Genomic DNA, 20,176 nt, shown 5'->3' on the forward strand with positions numbered 1-20,176 from the left:
GATTTTTTATTGACTTTCTTCTAAAAAAAAGATAGCTTAAAATTCATAAATAATTTTAATTTGGAAAAAAGGTTAAAATATGAACTTTAATAAAACTGAAACAATAGGTAAAAAATTTAAGATAGCAGCACTAATTATGCTTGCTGTGTCTCTGATTGCATGCAATAGCAATTCAGAAAAAGAAAAATTAACATTTAAAGTATACATAGGAGGCGCACCTTCGTCACTTGATCCACACTTGGTAGATGAGACAATAGGAGCAAGAATTTTGGAGCAAGTATTCTCAGGGCTCTTAACATTAAATACTAAAACGGGAAAGCTTAAGCCTGGACTTGCTAAAAATTGGGAAGTCTCAAAAGATAAAAAAACATATCAATTTTACCTAAGAGATAATCTTGTTTGGAGCGATGGAGTTTCAATTACTGCTGAAGGGATAAGAAAATCTTTTTTAAGAATTTTAAATAAAACAACAGAATCTACAAATGTTGATATGGTAAAATCAATAATAAAAAATGGACAAGAGTACTTTGATGGAAAAGTGTCTGATTCTGAACTTGGAATTAAAGCAATTGATAGTAAAACATTGGAAATAACACTAACATCTCCAAAACCCTATTTTCTTGAATTACTTCTACATCATTCTTTCATGCCAGTACCTATTCATGTTATTGAAAAACATCAGGGAAATTGGACAAACCCCGAGAACATGGTTACCAGTGGTCCTTTTAAATTAAAAAAAAGATTACCTAATGAAAAAATTATATTTGAAAAAAACGAACACTATTACAATGCAAAAGAAGTAGAACTTGAAGAGCTTGTCTACATTACATCTGACAATGATCTAACTGTATATAATATGTACAAAAACAACGAAATTGATGCTATTTTCAACAGCATCCCGCCGGACATTGTAAATGAAATAAAAATACAAAATGACTATTATCAACACAAAAGTAATGCGATTTATTTATACTCATTTAATACAAAAATAAAACCCCTTGACGATGCTCGAGTTAGAGAAGCTTTAACGTTAGCTATTGACAGAGAAACTTTAACTTACAAAGTACTCAATGATGGTACAGTTCCCACAAGAGAAATAACCCCTAATCTTGAAAATTACAATTACGGTAAAAAATTAGCTTTATTTGATCCTGAAAAATCTAAAAAACTTTTAACAAAAGCTGGATATCCGAATGGTAAAGGGTTTCCAACACTAACGCTAAAATATAATACAAACGAAACTCATAAAAAAATTGCTTCATTTATTCAAAACCAATGGAAAAAAATTTTAAATATAAATATTATGCTTACTAATGAAAATTGGCCTGTTCTTACCAATAGTAGAAATACGGGTAATTTTGAAATAATAAGGATTGGGCGCATTGGAGAATATTTGGATCCACATACATACTTTACTATATTCACAAGCGAAAATTCGCAACTTGCGTCGTACAGATATTCAAACTCAGAATTTGATAAACTCGTCAGAGAATCGGATTTTGAAAAAGATCCCATAAAAAGGAAAAAAATACTCAGACAAGCAGAAGAGATAATAATTGAAAAAGATTTTCCTGCCGCACCAATATACATATATTCTGGACACTATCTTTTCAGAAACGATAAATGGACTGGATGGAGTCCTAATGTATCAGAGGTTTATTATTTTTCTGAATTAAAACCAATTAAAAATGCAAAACAAAATTAATTAATTTTTCAAAAAGGCTTCAATATATAATTAAAAATAATATTGAAGCCTAATGTAAAAGCGAAACTGGGCAAATGACACTTAAGAGTACAGCCTTGTTTAAAGCAAAAATACACAAATAATATTTTAAGATTCTAAGGTAAAATACTTTAGAATCTTAAACAAAAAAACAATCCTCTCTAATTAACATAATAAAATTTTAAATAAAAATTAAAAAATCTAAGACACTCTTATCTATCAAAAATTATCAGTTATAGCTTGAAAAACAATAAATACTATATGATATAATTGACTAATACATAATGTTGCCAATTACCCATTTACAAAGGAGCAAAAATGTTAAAGTTTACTTTAAAAAAAATAATAGGAATAATACCGACTTTACTAGCAATAATTTTTTTATGCTTTTTTGTAATGCGAATGGCCCCTGGAAGCCCATTTGATTCTGAGAAACCTATTGATCCTCAAGTAAAAGCAAGATTGATGGAAAAATATCATCTTGACAAACCTTTTTATATTCAAGCCTTTTATTATATTTCAAACGTTCTCAAAGGAGATCTGGGGCCTTCTCTAAAAAAGAAAGACCTTACAGTTAATCAATACATAAAATTAGGATTTCCAAAATCACTTACACTCGGGGTAATATCCCTCATCATATCACTATCAATAGGAATACCAATAGGAATATTAGCTGCTATTTATAAAAATAATTATATAGATTATATAATAACATCAATAGCAATATTGGGGATTTCTATACCATTGTTCGTAATAGGACCAATTTTACAATACTTTTTTGCAATTAAATGGGGCTTACTTTACACCTCCGGATGGATTACAGAAAGAGGCGGATTTTTAAATTTAATTTTACCTATAATAACTCTTAGCATGCCCAATATAGCTATTTTTGCAAGAATAATCAGAGGCTCAATGCTAGAAATAATACAAAGCGACTTTATAAGAACTGCACGTGCAAAAGGACTAAGCTTTAGAAAGATAGTTATAAAGCACATGTTAAGAGGAGCAATGCTACCTGTAGTAAGTTATATAGGTCCAGCATTTGCCGCTATAATCTCTGGAAGCGTAGTTATTGAAAAAATATTTAGAATTGCTGGAATGGGAATGTTTATAACAGAATCAGCACTAAACAGAGATTATCCGGTATTAATGGGGGGACTGTTAGTATATTCAATAATACTGCTTATTTCCATATTAATATCAGACATTATATATAAAATGCTAGATCCAAGAGTATAGGAGAAAATCAAAATGAATAGCCTTGAAAAACAAAACAAAACAAACAATTCTAAACTCGAAAGAAGAGCTTGGTCAAGATTTAAAGAAAATAAACTAGCATTCGGCAGTCTTTTTGTAATTGGATTTTATATCTTAATTGCTATTCTGCAACCAATATTGCCAATATATAAATACCATACCCAAATAGTAGAGCATTCCGATTTACCACCATCTTTTCAGGCTGCTGGAGAACTATGGTACAAGAAAGAAAAAAAATTTATTGAAAAATTAGCAAAAAAAGAAAAAAGAGAAATAAATGAAGCGGAACTAAAAAAACTCGAAGACATAAAAATAAAAATAGAAAATGAAGTTCAAATAATAGATAAAAAAGAAGTAAAAATACATCAAAGAGTATATTTACTTGGTACAGACAATCTTGGACGAGATTTGCTTGCAAGATTAATACAAGGCAGCCAAATCTCTCTTTCTGTAGGATTTATTGGAGCTTTTTTGTCCATGATAATAGGAACTATTCTGGGTTCAATAGCTGGATTTTTTGGGGGATTGCCTGACAAAATAATCACCAAAACAATCGAAATTCTTTATGTATTGCCCTATTTACTTATTGTGATAATACTAATGTCAATAATGGAAAGAAGCATAATAGGATTATTCATAGCACTTGCATTTGTATCGTGGTTAACAGTAGCTAGGGTTGTACGAGGCCAAGTACAATCACTGTCAAGTTCAGAATTTATACAAGCAGCCAAAACCTTTGGTGCAACAAATCAAAGAATAATTTTAAAGCACTTAATCCCCAATAGCATTGGAATGATAGTTATATTCACAACAATAAGAGTTCCAAGCTTTATTATGGCTGAAGCATTTTTATCCTTTTTAGGACTTGGAATTTCAGCTCCAATGACAAGCTGGGGAGAATTAGTGCAAAATGGAATTGCTACATTTGTCGAATATCCATGGAAAGTTTTTATTCCGGCTATAGTCATGACAATATTTTTATTATTTATGAACTTTTTAGGTGACGGGTTAAGAGATGCATTTGATCCAAAAGACAGCATCTAAGGAGAAATTGAATGGAAAAAGACAATATATTAGAAATAAAAAATTTATCAATTGAATTTAGATTAAAACATACAACAATTCATCCCGTAAGCAATATTAACCTATCTGTAAAAAGAGGAGAAATTAGAGCTATTGTTGGAGAATCTGGAAGTGGAAAATCCGTAACAAGCATGGCTATTTTAAAATTATTACCAGAACTTACAACAGTATATAAAAGTGGAGAAATACTATTTGAAAATCAAGATCTTCTAAAACTTAGCGAAAAAGAACTTTTAAAAATCAGAGGAAATAAAATATCAATGATATTTCAAGATCCAATGACTTCACTTAACCCATTTTTAAGAATATCAACTCAACTTGAAGAAACAATAATCTTACATCAAAAATTAGGAAAAAAAGAAGCCAAAGAAAAAGCAATAGAAATGTTAAAAACTGTTGGTGTTGTAAACGCAGAAGAGAGAATAAAACATTTCCCCCATCAATTTTCAGGAGGAATGAGACAAAGAGTAATGATTGCTATGGCACTAAGCTGTCATCCATCCTTACTAATAGCAGATGAACCTACAACAGCCCTTGATGTTACAATCCAAGAGCAAATATTATTATTAATCAAAAACTTATCTAAAAAATTCAATACTTCTACCATATTTATAACGCATGATCTTGCGGTTGTTGCTGAAATTTGCGATACGGTATCTGTCATGTACCAAGGGAAAATTGTAGAAGAAGGAACAGTAGAGGAAATATTCAACAATCCTAAGCACCCCTACACTATTGGACTTTTAAAATCAATTCTTACACTAGAACACGATCCAAATAAAAAACTTTATTCAATAAAAGAAAATCCTATTAATATCACAAAAACCAGTATTGAGGAGTTTTAAATGAACAGCAAAAACGAAATAATTCTTAAAGTAGAAAATTTAATACAAACATTCATAACTGGAGAAGATTTTTTATTTTGGAAAAACAAACAAAAAGTAAATGCAGTAAACAATATTAGCTTTGAAATTGAAAAAAATAAAACTCTAGGACTCGTGGGAGAATCTGGCTGCGGAAAATCTACTACTCTTCGCTCAATAATGCAGCTTTACACACCAACTTCTGGAAATATTTACTTTAACGGGAAAAACATAACTAAACTTTCAAAAAAAGAACTCTTAAAAACAAAAAAAGATATGCAAATGGTATTCCAAGATCCCCACACTTCACTTGATCCAAGAATGACAATAAAAGAAATAATAGCAGAACCACTAGAAATATACAATGAAAACAAAATTCTTCCAAAAACAAAAAAAGAAATAGAGCAAAGAGTAAATGAATTAACAGATATTGTTGGGTTACATAAAAGTATGTTGGCTAGATATCCTCATGAATTTTCTGGTGGGCAAAGACAAAGAATAGGAATTGCCAGAGCACTAGCTTTAAATCCTAAACTTTTACTTTTAGACGAAGCCGTTTCTGCACTTGATGTATCAATCAGAGCTCAAATTTTGAATTTACTAAAAAACCTGCAAAAAGAATTCAATTTGTCTTATTTATTTATTTCTCACGATCTTGCTGTAGTAAAATATATGAGTGATAAAATCGCTGTAATGTACCTCGGGGTTATTCTAGAACTTGCACCCAGAGAAACACTATTTTCAAACCCAATTCATCCATATACTAAAATGCTAATAGCATCAATCCCTGAAATCAACCCTGAAAAAAGAAAAAATAAAAATATAAAACTAGACGAGCAAACTCTAGCAAACATTAGAAAAATTCATTTATCAACCCAGGAACACCCAAAACTTGAAGAAGTAGAAAAAGATCACTTTGTATCTAAATACCTTTTTGATGAGATGAACAAATAAACAATTAAAAAGCTTATTTATGGTCAAAATAGGAAACTTCAAAATCTATTTTATTATCAATCCCTTCAACAAAGTATAAATTAATTCTATTAACATTATTTTTATCTATTACTTTGTTACCAGAATCAATAAAATAATAATAAATTCTATCCTTGGGTAAATTTTTAAGCCTAATAGTATAAATTCCCTTATTGTCTTCTTTTTCAATAAGCCTATTTAAAAAAGGATTAAAATTATTAAAACTACCAGCTATTGTAACTATTTGTCCAGGACGACCTATATAAAAAATTTCAATCTCATTATTATCATATGATTGTATTGGATTTCTCAAAGAAATATAACTAGATTTCTCTTTAGCAACCTCAATTTTAGAAAATGGGATTAAATCCTCATTATAAACCACATTTTTATTATACTCATCATTAGTCCAAACACCGTCTATAATAAGCCTATATTTTATATCGCTTGTACCATGAGGAATATTAACTTTAACAAAAAAAATTCCATACTCATTTTTTTTGAATAAATATTTCTTAGAATACTGATCAAAGTCAAAAGCAGCAAAAATTTTTCTAATTTCCTTATTGGGAGGATAAAACAATAATATACGATTGGAATCAACCATAGGCTCAAAATTGTCTTTTCTTGTTGAAACTTCTAAAAATTCATTTAAACTCAAATCAAAATCATACATTATATAATCATCTGAAAAAAGATTGTTAACACATAAAGCTACAAAAACCAATAAATACAAACACCTTTCTTTCATAGATTATATACAAAGCTCACAATAATTCTTTTGACAAAATACTACACATTTAAACTTTTTAACATTATACTAAAAACATGCATTAAAGTAAATAATACGAGGAGTACAAAAATGGGTTTTCACATTTATGAAATTAAAGCCAGACAAATTATTGATTCCAGGGGGAATCCAACAGTTGAGGCTGATGTCATTTTAGAAGATGGAACTTGCGGAAGATCTGCCGTACCATCAGGCGCATCAACAGGAATTAACGAAGCTGTTGAGCTTAGAGATGGTGATAAGTCTATATATATGGGAAAAGGGGTTTTAAAAGCAATTGAAAATATAAAAAACATAATTGCCCCAGAACTTGAAGGTATGAGTGCCTTAAATCAGGTTGCAATCGACAGAAAAATGCTTGAACTTGATGGCACCCCTACAAAAGAAAAGCTTGGTGCTAATGCAATCTTAGCGGTTTCAATGGCTACAGCTAAAGCTGCTGCAAAGTACCTTGGACTTAAGGTTTATCAATATCTTGGAGCTTACAAAGCTAACATTTTGCCTACACCCATGTGTAATATTATTAATGGTGGTGCACATTCTGACAACTCTGTTGATTTTCAGGAATTTATGATAATGCCCGTAGGAGCAAAAACTTTCAGCGAGGCAATAAGAATGGCGGCAGAAGTTTTTCACACATTAAAAGGCATTTTAAATAGCAAAGGATATGCAACTTCTGTTGGGGATGAAGGGGGATTTGCGCCCAATTTAAAATCAAATGAAGAAGCCTGCGAAGTGATTATAGAAGCAATAAAGAAAGCGGGTTATGAACCAGGGAAAGACATAGCAATAGCTCTTGATCCAGCAACATCTGAGCTTTATGATCCAAAAACAAAAAAATATGTATTTAAGTGGTCAACAAAAGAAGAGCTTACTTCCGAACAAATGGTTGAATATTGGTCAAAATGGGTAGAAAAATATCCAATTATTTCAATTGAAGATGGCATGGCCGAAGAAGATTGGGATGGATGGAAAAAACTTACAGACAAAATTGGAAACAAAATACAACTTGTTGGAGATGATTTATTTGTTACAAATACCTCATTTCTTAAAAAAGGCATTGAAATGGGAGTTGCTAATTCAATTCTTATCAAGGTCAATCAAATTGGAACACTAACAGAAACATTCGAAGCTGTAGAAATGGCTAAAAAAGCAGGATACACAGCAATAGTATCTCACAGATCAGGAGAAACAGAAGATACTACAATAGCTGATCTTGTCGTAGCTCTTGGAACAGGTCAAATCAAAACTGGCTCACTCTCAAGAACAGATAGAATAGCAAAATACAATCAACTCATAAGAATAGAAGAAGAATTAGAAACAATTGCTGAATACCACGGTAAAAACGTGTTTTATTCCATTAAGCAAAAATAAATTAAATCCCTGCAAAAGGGATTTTTTTTGCTTAATAAAAATGTAAAATTATCAAAAATAAAACTATCTTTTGGAAAATTGAAAACTTTTTCGCGCTTTTTTCTTCCCAAATTTTTTACGTTCAACTTTCCTTGAATCTCTTGTTAGAAACCCATTAGATCTCAAAATCATTTTATTAGATTCATCAAGTTCGAAAAGAGCCCTTGAAATGCCGTGTCTTATTGCCCCTGATTGACCTGAAATCCCTCCCCCATAAACATTAATATAAAGATCATATTTTCCAAGTGTATTTGTCAAAACCAAAGGCGATAGTGCCATTGTTCTTAAATTCTCAAGTTGGATGTAAGAGTCAAAGTCTCTATTATTTACTTTAATATTGCCACTACCCTCTCTAATGTAAACTCTAGCAACAGAAGATTTTCTCCTACCAGTTCCCATTGATAAATTAACATTGCTAAAATTTGATTTTTTCATTTTACCCCTCTTAAATTAGATTCCAGTTTTACAGGATTTTGGGCTTTAAGAGTATGCTCCGAACCAGGAAAGACTCTTAAATTTCTAAAAAGATCACGCCCCAAAGGACCTTTTGGTAACATACCTTTAATAGCAATCTCAAGAGGTGCACACGGCTTTCTTTCTGACAATGTTCTAAAAGTGTCAGAATAAAGACCTCCCGGATATCTTGAATGCCTATAATAAAGTTTTTGTTGATATTTTTTCCCAGTCAGCCTAACCTTAGAAGCATTAATAATAATAACATTGTCACCTAAATCTTGGTGAGGAGTATAATAAGCTTTATGCTTACCTCTTAAAATTTTAACAACATCAACAGCAACTTTACCTAAAATTCTATCTGCTGCATCAATTACATACCATTTTTTCTCAACAGTTTTTGGCTTAATCCAAATCGTAACATTATTAGTTATTTTATTCATAATAGCGCATTACCCTAACATATAATTTTATGCATAAATCTCATTCATTGTATTATTTGTAAGGATCACTGTCAAGTCCATCAATAAACTTATTTTTAAGATCAAAACAAATTTTTTTAAAATTATCCAAATCTCCTTTAGAAAACTTCAAGGGAACAATAGATGGAATGCTAAAATTTGGACTAATTAAATACCCATATTTTAAAAATTCATTAAAAATTTCAGCATGATAACAAACATCATAAAGAGGGAACATATACCTATCAATCACTCTAAACAAAGATGTAGCAAAAGAATTAAAATCAACATTCAGATTTTTCTTATACAACAAAAGTTTGCTTAATGTATGTCTAGCCAAAGATAAAGTTACAGCATCAAAATTATCTTTAAATTCTATTTTTCTAGAAAGATTATCTATAACAACAATGCTAACAGACATACAATCAGGCAAAGGAATATTAAAGATCATAGGATATTTAATATTCTTAAATCCTACTTTAAACTCATATATTCCTTCTTCTTTTTCCCAAGGCATACAAACTTTATCTTTACCAGTTAAAGATAATAAAAATTCTTTTGCATCTTGCTCTAGTTTAAAAATATAAACAGATCCGGCCTCTTTAAAAAAAGTAAATACTAAATTGATAAATTGATTTTTAAAAACAGAAGGATAAGGGGATACCAAGCCCCTCGACATAGTTTGCTTAAAAAGACGATTTAAACCTTGAATTCTATAGCCTAAAAAATTTTTTCCACCATTTAAATATAAGTCTAAATATCTCTTACCATGAATATCGTAAAGATAAAAAAATCTTGCCCTTTTGATCACTGGCAAATTATTTATTAAGGACAAATCACACATTTGATAAACTTTGTAAAAGAATTTCATTTGCAAGTACAGGATTAATTTTTCCTGAAGATTTTTTCATTATTTGCCCCATCATAAATTTGATAGCATGATCTTTGCCCTTTTTGTAAAGTTCAATTGATTTAGGATTTTCGTTCAAAACTTCAAGCACAATCTGCTTAATAACAAACTTGTCACTTACTTGCTCTAATTGATTTTCACTTATAATAACAGAAGCTGAAACTTCTCTAATCATCATCTCTGAAAATACCTTTTTTGCCATTTTGCCACTTATTTTACCAGCAACAATAAATTCAACAAGCTCTGTAATATAGCTTGGAAGCAAATTAAATTCAAGAACACTAATTCCTTTATCATTAAGAACACTTAAAACTTCAGACAATATCCAATTGGCTACTTTTTTAGGATCACTTGCATTAATAACAGCTTCTTCAAAATATCTAAGTAGGTGTTTATCTGATGTTAAAGTAATAACATCAAAATCGCTTAGCCCATATTGATCTTTAAGCCTAACTCTTGCATCAAATGGAAGTTCAATTAACTTTAAATTTTTAATATTATCAATATAAAAATCATCAATCTCTATTAAAGGCAAATCGGGTTCTTGGAAATACCGATAATCAGATACTGTCTCTTTATCCCTTTGAATCACTGTCGTCCCGCTCTTATCATCAAACCCTCTAGTATGCTTACCGCAACTATCAAGGGTTTTTCTAAATTGAATCCATTCCTCTTGCTGCCTTAATTCTTCATATTCAATAGCAGCTTTAATAGATTTAAAAGAATTTAAATTCTTTATTTCAGCTATTGGAGTTTTATACTCAACACCACTCTCTCTAGCAATTAAATTAACATTTACGTCACATCTAAAAGAACCATTTTCCATATTACATTCTGACAAATCAAGATACCTGAAAATTTCTCTTAAAGAACTTAAAAAGGCAACTGCTTCATCCCCACTACTAATATCTGGAGCAGAAACAATCTCAAGCAAAGGAGCACCTGAACGATTAAAATCAATATAACTTTGATTTTCACTATCTAGCAAATGCAGACTTTTACCTGAATCTTCTTCCATATGAATTCTAATAATATTAATCTTTTTTAAACCAGAAGGGGTTTCAATTAATAAGCTTCCTCCCTCACAAATTGGCTTATCATTTTGAGAGATTTGATATCCTTTTGGCAAATCTGGATAATAATAATGTTTTCTATCAAATTTAACAACATGTCTAATCTTTGAATTTGTGGCATGTCCTGCTAAAATTGCACTATTAATAAGCTCTACATTCACACTTGGCAATGAACCGGGTAGCCCAAGACAAATTGGACAAATACGAGAGTTGGGAACTCCTCCAAACTCATTCTTACATCCACAAAAAGCCTTTGTTTTTAAACCTAGCTGAATATGAATTTCTAATCCGATAACTAATTTATATTCCATTTAATCCCAATTCCCTAATCACATTTTTTGAAAAACTTAAAAGTTCAAAATCCTTCTTATTGCGCCCAATAATTTGCATTCCAATCGATAATCCTTCCTCATCCTTAGAATACGGGAGAGAAATGGCAGGAGCTCCAATAAGATTTGCAATCACTGTGCAAATATCTGAATAATACATTTTAACAGGATCGTCAAAATCCAAACCAACTCTAAAAGGTTTAACAAAGCTTGTTGGGGTAATAATAAAATCACAACTTTCAAAAAGCTTGTTAAATTTAGGAATAATTAAATTTTGAAGAATTTCACAAGCTTTTGCATAATATTTGGCATCATACCCTTCTGACAATAAATAATTTCCAAGAACAATGCGCCTTTTAACTTCTTCTGACAAGAAATTGCTTCTATGTTTAAAATAAAAATCATTAAGACTTAGATTTTCTGATATTCTCTTACCATAACAAAGTCCGGTATAACGAGCAAGATTGGAGGATGCTTCAACAGGAGAAATTGCATAATAAATTGATAAAACAATATTAATCTCTTCTATTGAAACTTCTTTTATATTAATGCCTTTTGACAAAAGATCAAGTTTAAATTTGGCAAAACTACTTGCAACGTTTTTGTCCATTAGATCTTCGCTAAGCTCTTTAATTAAAGCTAAATTTTTACCTTGCAACGACTCTATTTTTAAAGGATAAAAATCATCATCAAAGATGTCTACACTAGTAGAATCCATTTTATCAGATCCACAAGTATGCTTTAAAATTAAAGCAATATCTTCAATAGAATGAGAAAAAAATCCTATTTGATCAAAAGACGAAGCATAAGATGCAAGTCCATAGCGAGAAAGGCCTCCATAAGAAGGCTTGAAGCCTAAAATTCCCGAAAAAGATGCAGGAAGTCTAACAGAACCTCCAGTATCACTGCCAAGCGAAAAGGGTGCTTGAAAAGCTGAAACTACAGCTGCAGAGCCTCCAGAACTACCGCCTATAACATATTCTCTATTTAAAGGATTTAAAGTTGCGCCATAACAAGAAAATTCACAGGTAGAACCCATGGCAAATTCATCCATATTAGTTCTACCAATTAAAATTGCTCCTTTATCCTTAAGCCTTTTGATCACAGTCGCATCATAAGGAGAAATATATCCTTTTAAAATTTCAGAAGCACAAGTTAAAGATTTATCTTGAATTGAAATATTATCTTTAACAGCAATAAGCATGCCAATTAAAGGCAAATCTTCTAATTCACAACTTTTTAAACACTCATCATACCTTTTTGCGATCTCCAAAGAATCATCAAAAAATTCAATATATCCATTGATATCTTTGTTTAATTCATAATTATTTTTATAAGCAAGTAAAATATCATAAATTTTACACTTTTTAGTTAAAACTAATTCTTGAATTTTAGTTAAAGTTAAATTGCTTAAGTCCAAGACCTTATCCTTATTCCAATATTTTAGGAGATGAAAAATATCCATCTAAAAACGAGTTGCTAAGCTTTTTAATTGATTCAATAGAAAGAGAAAATCTTACTTTATCTTCACGTAATGTAGAAATCTTTTTTTTATTAGCATCAAAATTAACTTGAACCTCAAAATTTGAAATTTCATTAACCAATTTAATAACTTTCTCAAATTTTGAAATAAATTTATCTTCACTCTCTCTGCCTAGTGTAACTAAGCTTAATTTCAAACTATTTTCTAAATGTATATCTTGCAAACTAAACCTCTAGACTTTTATAATTTTTTTAACATACTCAGGACTCAAAATAGCCTTCTTACCGTTTGTCAAACTAATTTTAACAAACTGTGAATTACCTTGGTACCAGCTATCAACAACCATCCCCTTTTCCCCATTATAAATTATATAGTCTCCAATATTAAATTTACCATCCCTTTTATTATCAATAAAAAAATTATTAAAATTCTCTTTTAAATACTCAGGAATAAAGATAATATCATAAGAGTTTTTGTCAATATCTTGAAAAAAAACAGAAGGTGCAGTGCTTTTAAAAGAACCTCTAAAAGCTCGCCTTAAATTTAAGGTGACAATAAGTTCTGATTTGGCTCTTGTGATTGCAACATAAAAAAGCCTTCTCTCCTCTTCAAGTTTATCTTCTGTTAATTCTTCAATTTCAGCTGGTAAAAGACCTTTCTCAAGCCCAGAAATCACAACTCTATCAAATTCAAGCCCCTTAACGCCATGAATTGAAGACAAGAATATATTGGACTTAAAATCCCCAGAAATTAAAGGAGAAAGTGAAGAATTTTCTAAAAATATAGCAAGACCTTCAAACGTACCCGAATATTCAATTCCACTATTAATAAGCTCATCAATATTTCTTAATTTTTCATCCTTATCAAATTTTTTATAATAATCTAAAATACCAAATTTAATTACAACATCCTCAATAAAAGCAGATAAATTAATATAATTATCTTCAAAAAGTTTCTTACCTAACTCATCATAAGCATTTAAAAACAATAAAAGAGACTCTTTGGCTCTATTTTTAAGCAAACTTGAAACCTTTTTGCTCGCACAAAATAAATTGAAATTAACATCATCATCGTTTAAAGCACTAATTATTTTGTCTAAAGTAGTTTTTCCAATTCCTCTAGAAGGCTTATTTATCATTCTCAAAAAAGCTATTTTATCTTTCTTATTTATAAACAGTCTAAGCAAGCAAATAATATCCTTTATTTCCTCTCTATCATAAAATTTAATTGATCCTAAAACCTTGTATGGAATATTCTTCTTTAAAAAAGATGTTTCAAAATGAAACGATTGGGAATTGAATCTATAGAGTATTGCTGTCTCAATATCATTGTCAACAAGTAAATTAGAAAAATATTCAGCTTCATCTGATGTGCTTTGAAAAACTAAAAATTTCATTCTTTTATCAGAACTATTTTTAGTTGTTATTTGCTTTTCATACCTATTTTTGTTTTTTGAGATAACTCCATTTGCAATATCTACTATATTTGAATTTGAACGATAATTTTGCATTAAATAAAATTTAACAACATTACCAAAAGTTTTTTCAAATTCAAGAATATTTTCAATTCTAGCTCCTCTAAAAGAATATATTGACTGATCTTCATCTCCTACAACCATAAAATACATACCATCCAAATAAAGTTCTTTCAAAAATAAAAATTGTGAATAATTTGTATCTTGATACTCATCCACAAAAATAACTTTAAATTTGGATTGAATATATTCTTTTAAAGATTTAGACTGCCTTAGCATTAGAATGGGTTTAATAATAAGATCTGAAAAATCAAAAGCATTATTCTTAGCTTTTTCTTTCTCATAAATTTTAATATACTCATGATCCTTTTCTCCAAATTCAATAAATTTTTCTAAGAAAAAATTTTCTTTGTCTTTTAAAATCAAAGCCGCAATATGTTTTGCCATTTCAAGATTTGGAGCAAGATCAATTTGCTTGATAAATCTAGCAACATCATTAGTATCCCAAATTGTAAAATTTGAATCGTAATTTTTGTCAAAATCTTTATAGTAAGCTCTCAAAAGCCAAGACCCAAAAGAATGAAAAGTTTGAATATGAAGTCTCTTGTCAAATTTTAAAAGATCATTTATCCTAGCATTCATTTCGTTTGCGGCTTTATTGGTAAAAGTTAAAGCCAAGATTTCACTGGGATTTATATTCATATGTTTGATTAAATACACAATTTTTGCAATTATAACCCTTGTTTTACCACTTCCAGGCCCCGCTAAAACAAGAATTGGATTTTTACTTTTACTAAAAACAATTTTTTCTTGAGAAGCATTTAAGCTAGAAAAAAAATTTTTTATTTTAATCATTGCTAATAAACTTCAGAAACCTTAAGATCAAACCCTGAAGGTGTCTTTACCCAAAAGAATTGGACAGCAAAAATTTCTTTCCCCTGCTCTTTTAAAAAAGAAGTAATGTCCCTGTCATTGAGAATAATCTTAACATCAGAAAGTCTTGAAAAGAATAATATCAAAGATTTTTCAAAAGATAAATTAATAGGAATACCTTTGGATGCAAAAAAAGACTTACCATGAAGATTGTTTTCATCAGCATATCTAACAAATGTATCATTCATAAAATCGATTTTTAAATCAACATTTGAAAGTTTTTGAGAAGAATACAGGGTAAGATAATCGCTACTTAGTAACTTTTCAGTTCCCTTAACATCAAATTGCCAATTTAAAATATTAAATCTATTGTCAATATTGGTTTCAGATACATATTTAACATTTAAAGCAAAGGACTCTAAACTTACATTAGCTATTTTTGACTTATCATGATAATAATTCTCATAAATAATTTTGACTCTCATATTATCATCAAGATTTATCTCTTTAAACTCTCCTAGATTAAAAATATTTTTACTTTTCTTAGACTCATCAACAATAACTAAATCATCACCAATAAAAGATGTTCTATATTTTGCAATATTATCGCCATTAGTTAAAGATAAAAAATCCCCCTCTTTAAGAGAAAGATTCCAAAAATTTTTTTTATCAAAAGACACTTCATGAATATTTGAAATTATCTTCTCATCCTGACTAAGATTAAAAAATTTTTTAAAATAAACTTCCACTTCTCTAAAAGCAAAAACTGCAAATAGTAGCAAAATAATACCAACAATTCCTAAAAGGATTTTAAACGTACTTAAAGATTCTAAACTAAAAAAAACCAATTTTTTGTCCGAAACTTTATTGTCGCTTAAAAAGCCTAAATTTGAAATTTTATCTTCAGATTTAATCCCAATATAACTATTATTAAGTCTACTTTTATAATCTTTAAAAAGTGTTGATATCAATCTAGAATCAATGTCTAAATATTCACTATAAGTCCTTAAAAATCCAACAGCCAAAACTTCATTTGGAAAAATTTCAATATTAGAATCTTCAAGAGCTTTAAGATACTTAATAGAAATTTTAATATCATCAGCTACCATTTCAAGAGTCAAATTTTTACCATTTCTAACTTTTCTCAAATAACTCCCAAATTTAATAAAATCATTTTCTTCCATAGATTTAAACCTTAATTTTTTTTAATATCATATAAAAAATTATCCACCTTATTTGAAGATTTTGGAGGATCATACTTAAATTTGCTATCAAGAATGCCAACATTAAACTTCACAGCGGTTAAATCAATAACTATTTCACGCCCACCACTAGTAGGATACGCAGTAATTCTTCTAATTATTCCATCCGGAGTAAAAGCAATAATAAAAGAATTAATAGTAGCAGCTCCCTTGTAAAGCTTCCTAGAAAAGGTTAATTTAATATATTTTCCAGACTCAGATGAATCGAGAGCTTCTAGATTTGGAGAATTGGTATAAGACACACTGTACTCACTATTTAAAACTTTCATAAGACCTCCCCCACTACTACCTTTTATTAATTGTTGATTAAACGAGGTTCCAAGGGACGGAACATAAACTGTCAAAAATTCACCGTCACTTACAAAAACTTGATTATTTGAATCTAAACTAATGATAAATTTGTCTGGAAACTTATAAAGCAAAACACCTGTTTGCTTTAATCCCTTTAAAGTAAAATTAATTGTCGCTTGCATATCCTCTATATTTTGATACTTAGCATAAATTCCTTCAAAGTATTGATTTGCAGATATTTGAGCAAACGCAGCAACAGGATATAAAACCAATAAAAGTATTGTTTTTATCATTCTATGAACTCTTATTTATTAAGCTTAAGCTATTAACAAAGCTACATTTAAACTATTTTATTTATTGCTAATAAACTTTATTTCCATAATACTACATATCATAGAAATAAACTATTATTAATAGTAATAGTTTAATACATAAAATAAAAATTTAAAGCTTAGGTATAAACACCTTTAAAGAATTAGGACTTAGTAACAATGTCTTTGAATTACGTTGAAATAAATACTTTGATTAAAGAAATCCCTTTTACAAACTCTTTAATAAAAAAAATAATACAACCGGATTACAAAAGTTTGATTTTAGAGATTTACAATAAAATTGACAATAAAAAATTTAAAATATTAATCTCTTTAAATCCAAACACTACCAGATTTCATATAACAAAAAAAAATTTCAAAAAAAATGCTTTAAAATTAAGATTTTCTGACTTCTTAAAATCAAAAATTCAAAATGGAAAAATTCTAAAAGCTTTCCAAATGAAAAATGAAAGAATCATTTCTCTTGAGATTTTAAAAAAGGAAATAATTATCTTATTTATTAAATTGTGGCCATCTTCTCCAAATATAATAGCTACAAACTCAAACCTTAAAATACTAGATGCATATTACAGAAGACCAAAAATAAAAGAAACATCGGGTGAAATCTTTTTAAAAGCTAAAGAAATACAAGAAAGCAATAAAATGTCTGATAAAAAAATCATGGGTCTAAAAGAAGAATACAATAATGCCACATACGCATCTTATTCTGAATTTCTTGAAAATTACTACGAATCTCTCAGCAATCAAATTAAAAAAAACAATATAAAAGAATTGCTTATTGAAAAATATAAAAAAGAATTGATTGTTTTAGAAAAAAGAATAGAATCTTTAAAACAACAAATTAAACTGATTGAAAACATTGAAAATGAAAAAGAAAAAGGTGAGTTGATTTTATTAAATATTAACAAAATACAAAAAGGGATTAAAGAAATAACCCTCTTAAATTATAAAGAAGAAAAAATAAAAATATCTTTAAACCAATCATTATCGCCAAAAGAAAATGCCTTGCAATATTTTAAAGCATATAAAAAAGGTAAAAATTCTTTTAAGACCATACAAAATCAATTAAAAGACAATCTGGACAAATTTGATTTAATTCAATCAAAAATAACCATGTTAAAGATCGAAAATTTCATTCCAAAAGAAGAATATAATCAAGAAGAAACTGCTATTAAAAAAAAAGAAAAAACACCAAAAATAGGCTTGCATTTTACCTTTTGTGAATTCGAAATTATTGTTGGAAGAAGCGCAAAAGAAAACGACGAACTTTTAAGGCACTGTGTTAGGGGAAATGACTATTGGCTTCATACAAGAGATTATCCTGGGGCTTATGTTTTTATTAAAAGTCAAAAAAATAAAACTCCTTGCCTTAATGTTCTTTTAGCTGCTGGTAATTTATGCATATTTTATACAAAACTAGCAAAAAAATCTGGAAAAGCGGATCTTTACTACACTCAAGTTAAAAATTTAAGAAGAGTTAAAAACGGAAAGCTGGGCCATGTAATTCCAAAAGCAGAAAAAAATTTACATATTAAGCTAGATGAAAATCTAATAAAAAAAATCAAAAATCAAACCTAAGCACTACTTATAGCAAAGCAAAGTTTTGAATTTTTGACAAAATATTGTTATTCAAAGATAAAAAGCATAAAATTTATAATAGTGGAGGAAAAACTTTATGATTTCAAAGTTAACAAAAATTGTAGCAACAATATCTGATCTTAGATGCGAACCAGAACACATAAAAGATTTATACGATGCAGGAGTAAATGTCATAAGACTAAATACTGCTCATCAATCACACGAAGATACTATAAAAGTAATAAACAATGTTAGAAAAATTTCAAACAAAATAGCTCTAATGATCGACACAAAAGGACCGGAAGTTAGAACAGCAAATATTGAAAATCCTATTATTGTAAAAACTGGAGACAAAGTAATCATCTCAACTTCGCCTATTAATGAACCTAACAACTTTCAAACCAATTATGATGGATTTGTTAAAGAAGTACCCCAAGGATCTAAAGTGTTAATTGACGACGGTGAACTTGAAATGACTGTTGTTACTAAACTGCCTGACCGATTAATTTGTGAAATTAAAAATGATGGCCAAATTAAAAATAAAAAATCAATCAATACTCCTGGCATTTCTCTTAAACTGCAATCAGTAACCGAAAAAGATAAAGGGTTTATTGAGCTTGCAGCAAAATACAATATTGATTTTATTGCTCATTCGTTTGTAAGACATTCCAAAGACGTTCAAGATGTTCAAAAAATTTTAAATGCTGCTGGAAATTCTGATGTAAAAATTATATCCAAAATCGAAAATCAAGAAGGAATTGACAATATTGAAGAAATTGTAAAAACATCTTATGGAATAATGGTTGCAAGAGGAGATATGGGAGTTGAAATTCCTGCAGAAGATGTACCCATTGCTCAACTCAAAATAACACAAACCTGCATAAAGTATGGAATACCTGTGATTACAGCAACTCAAATGCTTCATACAATGATTGAAAATCCAAGACCTACTAGAGCAGAAGTATCTGACATTGCCAATGCTATTTTAAACGGCACAGATGCAATTATGCTATCTGGAGAAACCGCTTACGGGAAATATCCAATTGAAGCTGTAAAAATGATGACAAGCGTTGCTAAAAAAGTTGAAAAGCACAGAAAAATGACCTTATATAAAGATGAACTTTTTTACGACAAAAGCACTACAAGAAACTATATTATCAAATGTGCAATTGATGCCACAAAGCTTATGGATGTAAAAGCAATTATTGTAGATTCTCTAAAAGGCAAAACTGCAAGAATAATGGCAACTTACAGAGCAAGTGTTCCACTATTTATTACAACAAATAGCGAGAGATTAGCAAGAGAATTGGCATTATCTTACGGGGTTTATTCTAATCTTGTAGACAATAATTTTAAAAGAACTACCGAATTTGTAGTAACTTCTCTTAAAATGCTAAAAGAACAAGGTGTTGTTAATGACAAAGATACTGTAATAATTATTTCTGGTAATCCAAACAGAGATATTGACAAAGGAACAGAATTTATGGAAATAAACACAGTAGAAGACGCAATCAAGGGGCGAAATATATAAAGCAAGTCAGACGCCCCTTAGTTGA

General features: G+C 29.3%; 18 protein-coding genes. 8 read left to right on the top strand and 10 right to left on the bottom strand.

Going from position 1 to position 20,176, the window contains the following annotated elements:
- Nucleotides 1-79: 79 nt before the first annotated feature.
- The 5 genes from QIA27_RS02140 to QIA27_RS02160 all read left to right on the top strand — a co-directional run bounded on the left by QIA27_RS02140 (nucleotide 80) and on the right by QIA27_RS02160 (nucleotide 5,880).
- Nucleotides 80-1,705 carry a peptide ABC transporter substrate-binding protein gene (locus QIA27_RS02140; RefSeq protein ID WP_301353626.1) on the top strand — a complete coding sequence of 542 codons (1,626 nt, stop codon included), beginning with the start codon at nucleotides 80-82 and terminating at the stop codon, nucleotides 1,703-1,705.
- A 336-nt stretch (nucleotides 1,706-2,041) separates the two neighbouring features.
- Entirely contained in the window at nucleotides 2,042-2,962 is a 921-nt protein-coding gene (locus QIA27_RS02145) for an ABC transporter permease (protein WP_301353627.1), read from the top strand.
- Between the two features lie 12 nt (nucleotides 2,963-2,974).
- Nucleotides 2,975-4,024, top strand: coding sequence for an ABC transporter permease (locus QIA27_RS02150; protein ID WP_301353628.1), 1,050 nt, complete (start codon nucleotides 2,975-2,977; stop codon nucleotides 4,022-4,024).
- An 11-nt stretch (nucleotides 4,025-4,035) separates the two neighbouring features.
- Nucleotides 4,036-4,908, top strand: coding sequence for an ABC transporter ATP-binding protein (locus QIA27_RS02155; protein ID WP_301403529.1), 873 nt, complete (start codon nucleotides 4,036-4,038; stop codon nucleotides 4,906-4,908).
- Nucleotides 4,909-5,880, top strand: coding sequence for an ATP-binding cassette domain-containing protein (locus tag QIA27_RS02160; protein WP_301386329.1), 972 nt, complete (start codon nucleotides 4,909-4,911; stop codon nucleotides 5,878-5,880). It abuts the gene before it with no gap.
- Nucleotides 5,881-5,893: 13 nt separating this feature from the next.
- Here the strand turns inward: QIA27_RS02160 and QIA27_RS02165 are convergent, their stop codons facing one another.
- Entirely contained in the window at nucleotides 5,894-6,625 is a 732-nt protein-coding gene (locus tag QIA27_RS02165; RefSeq protein WP_301354321.1) for an early set domain-containing protein, read from the bottom strand.
- A 135-nt stretch (nucleotides 6,626-6,760) separates the two neighbouring features.
- Here QIA27_RS02165 and eno point away from each other — a divergent pair, with 135 nt between their 5' ends.
- Nucleotides 6,761-8,062, top strand: coding sequence for a phosphopyruvate hydratase (gene eno / locus QIA27_RS02170; RefSeq protein ID WP_301403530.1), 1,302 nt, complete (start codon nucleotides 6,761-6,763; stop codon nucleotides 8,060-8,062).
- A 63-nt stretch (nucleotides 8,063-8,125) separates the two neighbouring features.
- On the opposite strand, the gene rpsI is transcribed toward eno, so the two are convergent.
- From rpsI to QIA27_RS02215, 9 genes are read right to left on the bottom strand one after another with little or no spacing between them, the layout of a single operon-like run.
- Nucleotides 8,126-8,536, bottom strand: a complete 411-nt coding sequence (gene rpsI / locus QIA27_RS02175) for a 30S ribosomal protein S9 (protein WP_301353632.1) — start codon at nucleotides 8,534-8,536, stop codon at nucleotides 8,126-8,128.
- A complete protein-coding gene (gene rplM / locus QIA27_RS02180) occupies nucleotides 8,533-8,997 on the bottom strand; it encodes a 50S ribosomal protein L13 (protein WP_301353634.1) in 465 nt (154 codons plus the stop codon). Before rplM ends, rpsI begins: the two co-directional genes overlap by 4 nt.
- Nucleotides 8,998-9,049: 52 nt before the next feature.
- Nucleotides 9,050-9,859 (bottom strand): hypothetical protein, encoded by an 810-nt coding sequence (locus tag QIA27_RS02185; protein ID WP_301403531.1) that lies wholly within the window; start codon nucleotides 9,857-9,859, stop codon nucleotides 9,050-9,052.
- Nucleotides 9,852-11,309, bottom strand: coding sequence for an Asp-tRNA(Asn)/Glu-tRNA(Gln) amidotransferase subunit GatB (gene gatB / locus QIA27_RS02190; RefSeq protein WP_301403532.1), 1,458 nt, complete (start codon nucleotides 11,307-11,309; stop codon nucleotides 9,852-9,854). Before gatB ends, QIA27_RS02185 begins: the two co-directional genes overlap by 8 nt.
- A complete protein-coding gene (gene gatA / locus QIA27_RS02195; RefSeq protein WP_301386332.1) occupies nucleotides 11,299-12,747 on the bottom strand; it encodes an Asp-tRNA(Asn)/Glu-tRNA(Gln) amidotransferase subunit GatA in 1,449 nt (482 codons plus the stop codon). Before gatA ends, gatB begins: the two co-directional genes overlap by 11 nt.
- Before the next feature lie 10 nt (nucleotides 12,748-12,757).
- Complete coding sequence (gene gatC, locus QIA27_RS02200; protein ID WP_301353638.1) at nucleotides 12,758-13,033, bottom strand: Asp-tRNA(Asn)/Glu-tRNA(Gln) amidotransferase subunit GatC; 276 nt, start codon at nucleotides 13,031-13,033, stop codon at nucleotides 12,758-12,760.
- A gap of 9 nt (nucleotides 13,034-13,042) precedes the next feature.
- A complete protein-coding gene (locus QIA27_RS02205; protein ID WP_301403533.1) occupies nucleotides 13,043-15,139 on the bottom strand; it encodes an ATP-dependent helicase in 2,097 nt (698 codons plus the stop codon).
- A 2-nt stretch (nucleotides 15,140-15,141) separates the two neighbouring features.
- Nucleotides 15,142-16,341: a BB_0345 family helix-turn-helix protein gene (locus QIA27_RS02210; RefSeq protein WP_301403534.1), complete on the bottom strand. Its 1,200-nt coding sequence runs from the start codon at nucleotides 16,339-16,341 to the stop codon at nucleotides 15,142-15,144.
- Between the two features lie 11 nt (nucleotides 16,342-16,352).
- Nucleotides 16,353-17,003: a LolA family protein gene (locus tag QIA27_RS02215; RefSeq protein ID WP_301353642.1), complete on the bottom strand. Its 651-nt coding sequence runs from the start codon at nucleotides 17,001-17,003 to the stop codon at nucleotides 16,353-16,355.
- Between the two features lie 198 nt (nucleotides 17,004-17,201).
- Between QIA27_RS02215 and QIA27_RS02220 the strand changes: the two genes are divergently transcribed.
- Both QIA27_RS02220 and pyk read left to right on the top strand, forming a co-directional pair.
- The gene (locus QIA27_RS02220; RefSeq protein ID WP_301403535.1) at nucleotides 17,202-18,620 is read left to right on the top strand and encodes an NFACT family protein; all 1,419 of its coding nucleotides are present in this window, start codon (nucleotides 17,202-17,204) and stop codon (nucleotides 18,618-18,620) included.
- Nucleotides 18,621-18,717: 97 nt separating this feature from the next.
- Complete coding sequence (gene pyk / locus QIA27_RS02225; protein WP_301353644.1) at nucleotides 18,718-20,151, top strand: pyruvate kinase; 1,434 nt, start codon at nucleotides 18,718-18,720, stop codon at nucleotides 20,149-20,151.
- Nucleotides 20,152-20,176 lie beyond the last annotated feature (25 nt).

Source organism: [Borrelia] tanukii, assembly GCF_030439725.2.
GTDB lineage: Bacteria > Spirochaetota > Spirochaetia > Borreliales > Borreliaceae > Borreliella > Borreliella tanukii.

Coding starts and splice junctions, on each gene's coding strand:
- QIA27_RS02140 (WP_301353626.1), top strand. CDS start 80: ATGAACTTTAATAAAACTGAAACAATAGGTAAAAAATTTAAGATAGCA.
- QIA27_RS02145 (WP_301353627.1), top strand. CDS start 2,042: ATGTTAAAGTTTACTTTAAAAAAAATAATAGGAATAATACCGACTTTA.
- QIA27_RS02150 (WP_301353628.1), top strand. CDS start 2,975: ATGAATAGCCTTGAAAAACAAAACAAAACAAACAATTCTAAACTCGAA.
- QIA27_RS02155 (WP_301403529.1), top strand. CDS start 4,036: ATGGAAAAAGACAATATATTAGAAATAAAAAATTTATCAATTGAATTT.
- QIA27_RS02160 (WP_301386329.1), top strand. CDS start 4,909: ATGAACAGCAAAAACGAAATAATTCTTAAAGTAGAAAATTTAATACAA.
- eno (WP_301403530.1), top strand. CDS start 6,761: ATGGGTTTTCACATTTATGAAATTAAAGCCAGACAAATTATTGATTCC.
- rpsI (WP_301353632.1), bottom strand. CDS start 8,536: ATGAAAAAATCAAATTTTAGCAATGTTAATTTATCAATGGGAACTGGT.
- rplM (WP_301353634.1), bottom strand. CDS start 8,997: ATGAATAAAATAACTAATAATGTTACGATTTGGATTAAGCCAAAAACT.
- QIA27_RS02185 (WP_301403531.1), bottom strand. CDS start 9,859: ATGTGTGATTTGTCCTTAATAAATAATTTGCCAGTGATCAAAAGGGCA.
- gatB (WP_301403532.1), bottom strand. CDS start 11,309: ATGGAATATAAATTAGTTATCGGATTAGAAATTCATATTCAGCTAGGT.
- QIA27_RS02205 (WP_301403533.1), bottom strand. CDS start 15,139: ATGATTAAAATAAAAAATTTTTTTTCTAGCTTAAATGCTTCTCAAGAA.
- QIA27_RS02210 (WP_301403534.1), bottom strand. CDS start 16,341: ATGGAAGAAAATGATTTTATTAAATTTGGGAGTTATTTGAGAAAAGTT.
- QIA27_RS02215 (WP_301353642.1), bottom strand. CDS start 17,003: ATGATAAAAACAATACTTTTATTGGTTTTATATCCTGTTGCTGCGTTT.
- QIA27_RS02220 (WP_301403535.1), top strand. CDS start 17,202: ATGTCTTTGAATTACGTTGAAATAAATACTTTGATTAAAGAAATCCCT.
- pyk (WP_301353644.1), top strand. CDS start 18,718: ATGATTTCAAAGTTAACAAAAATTGTAGCAACAATATCTGATCTTAGA.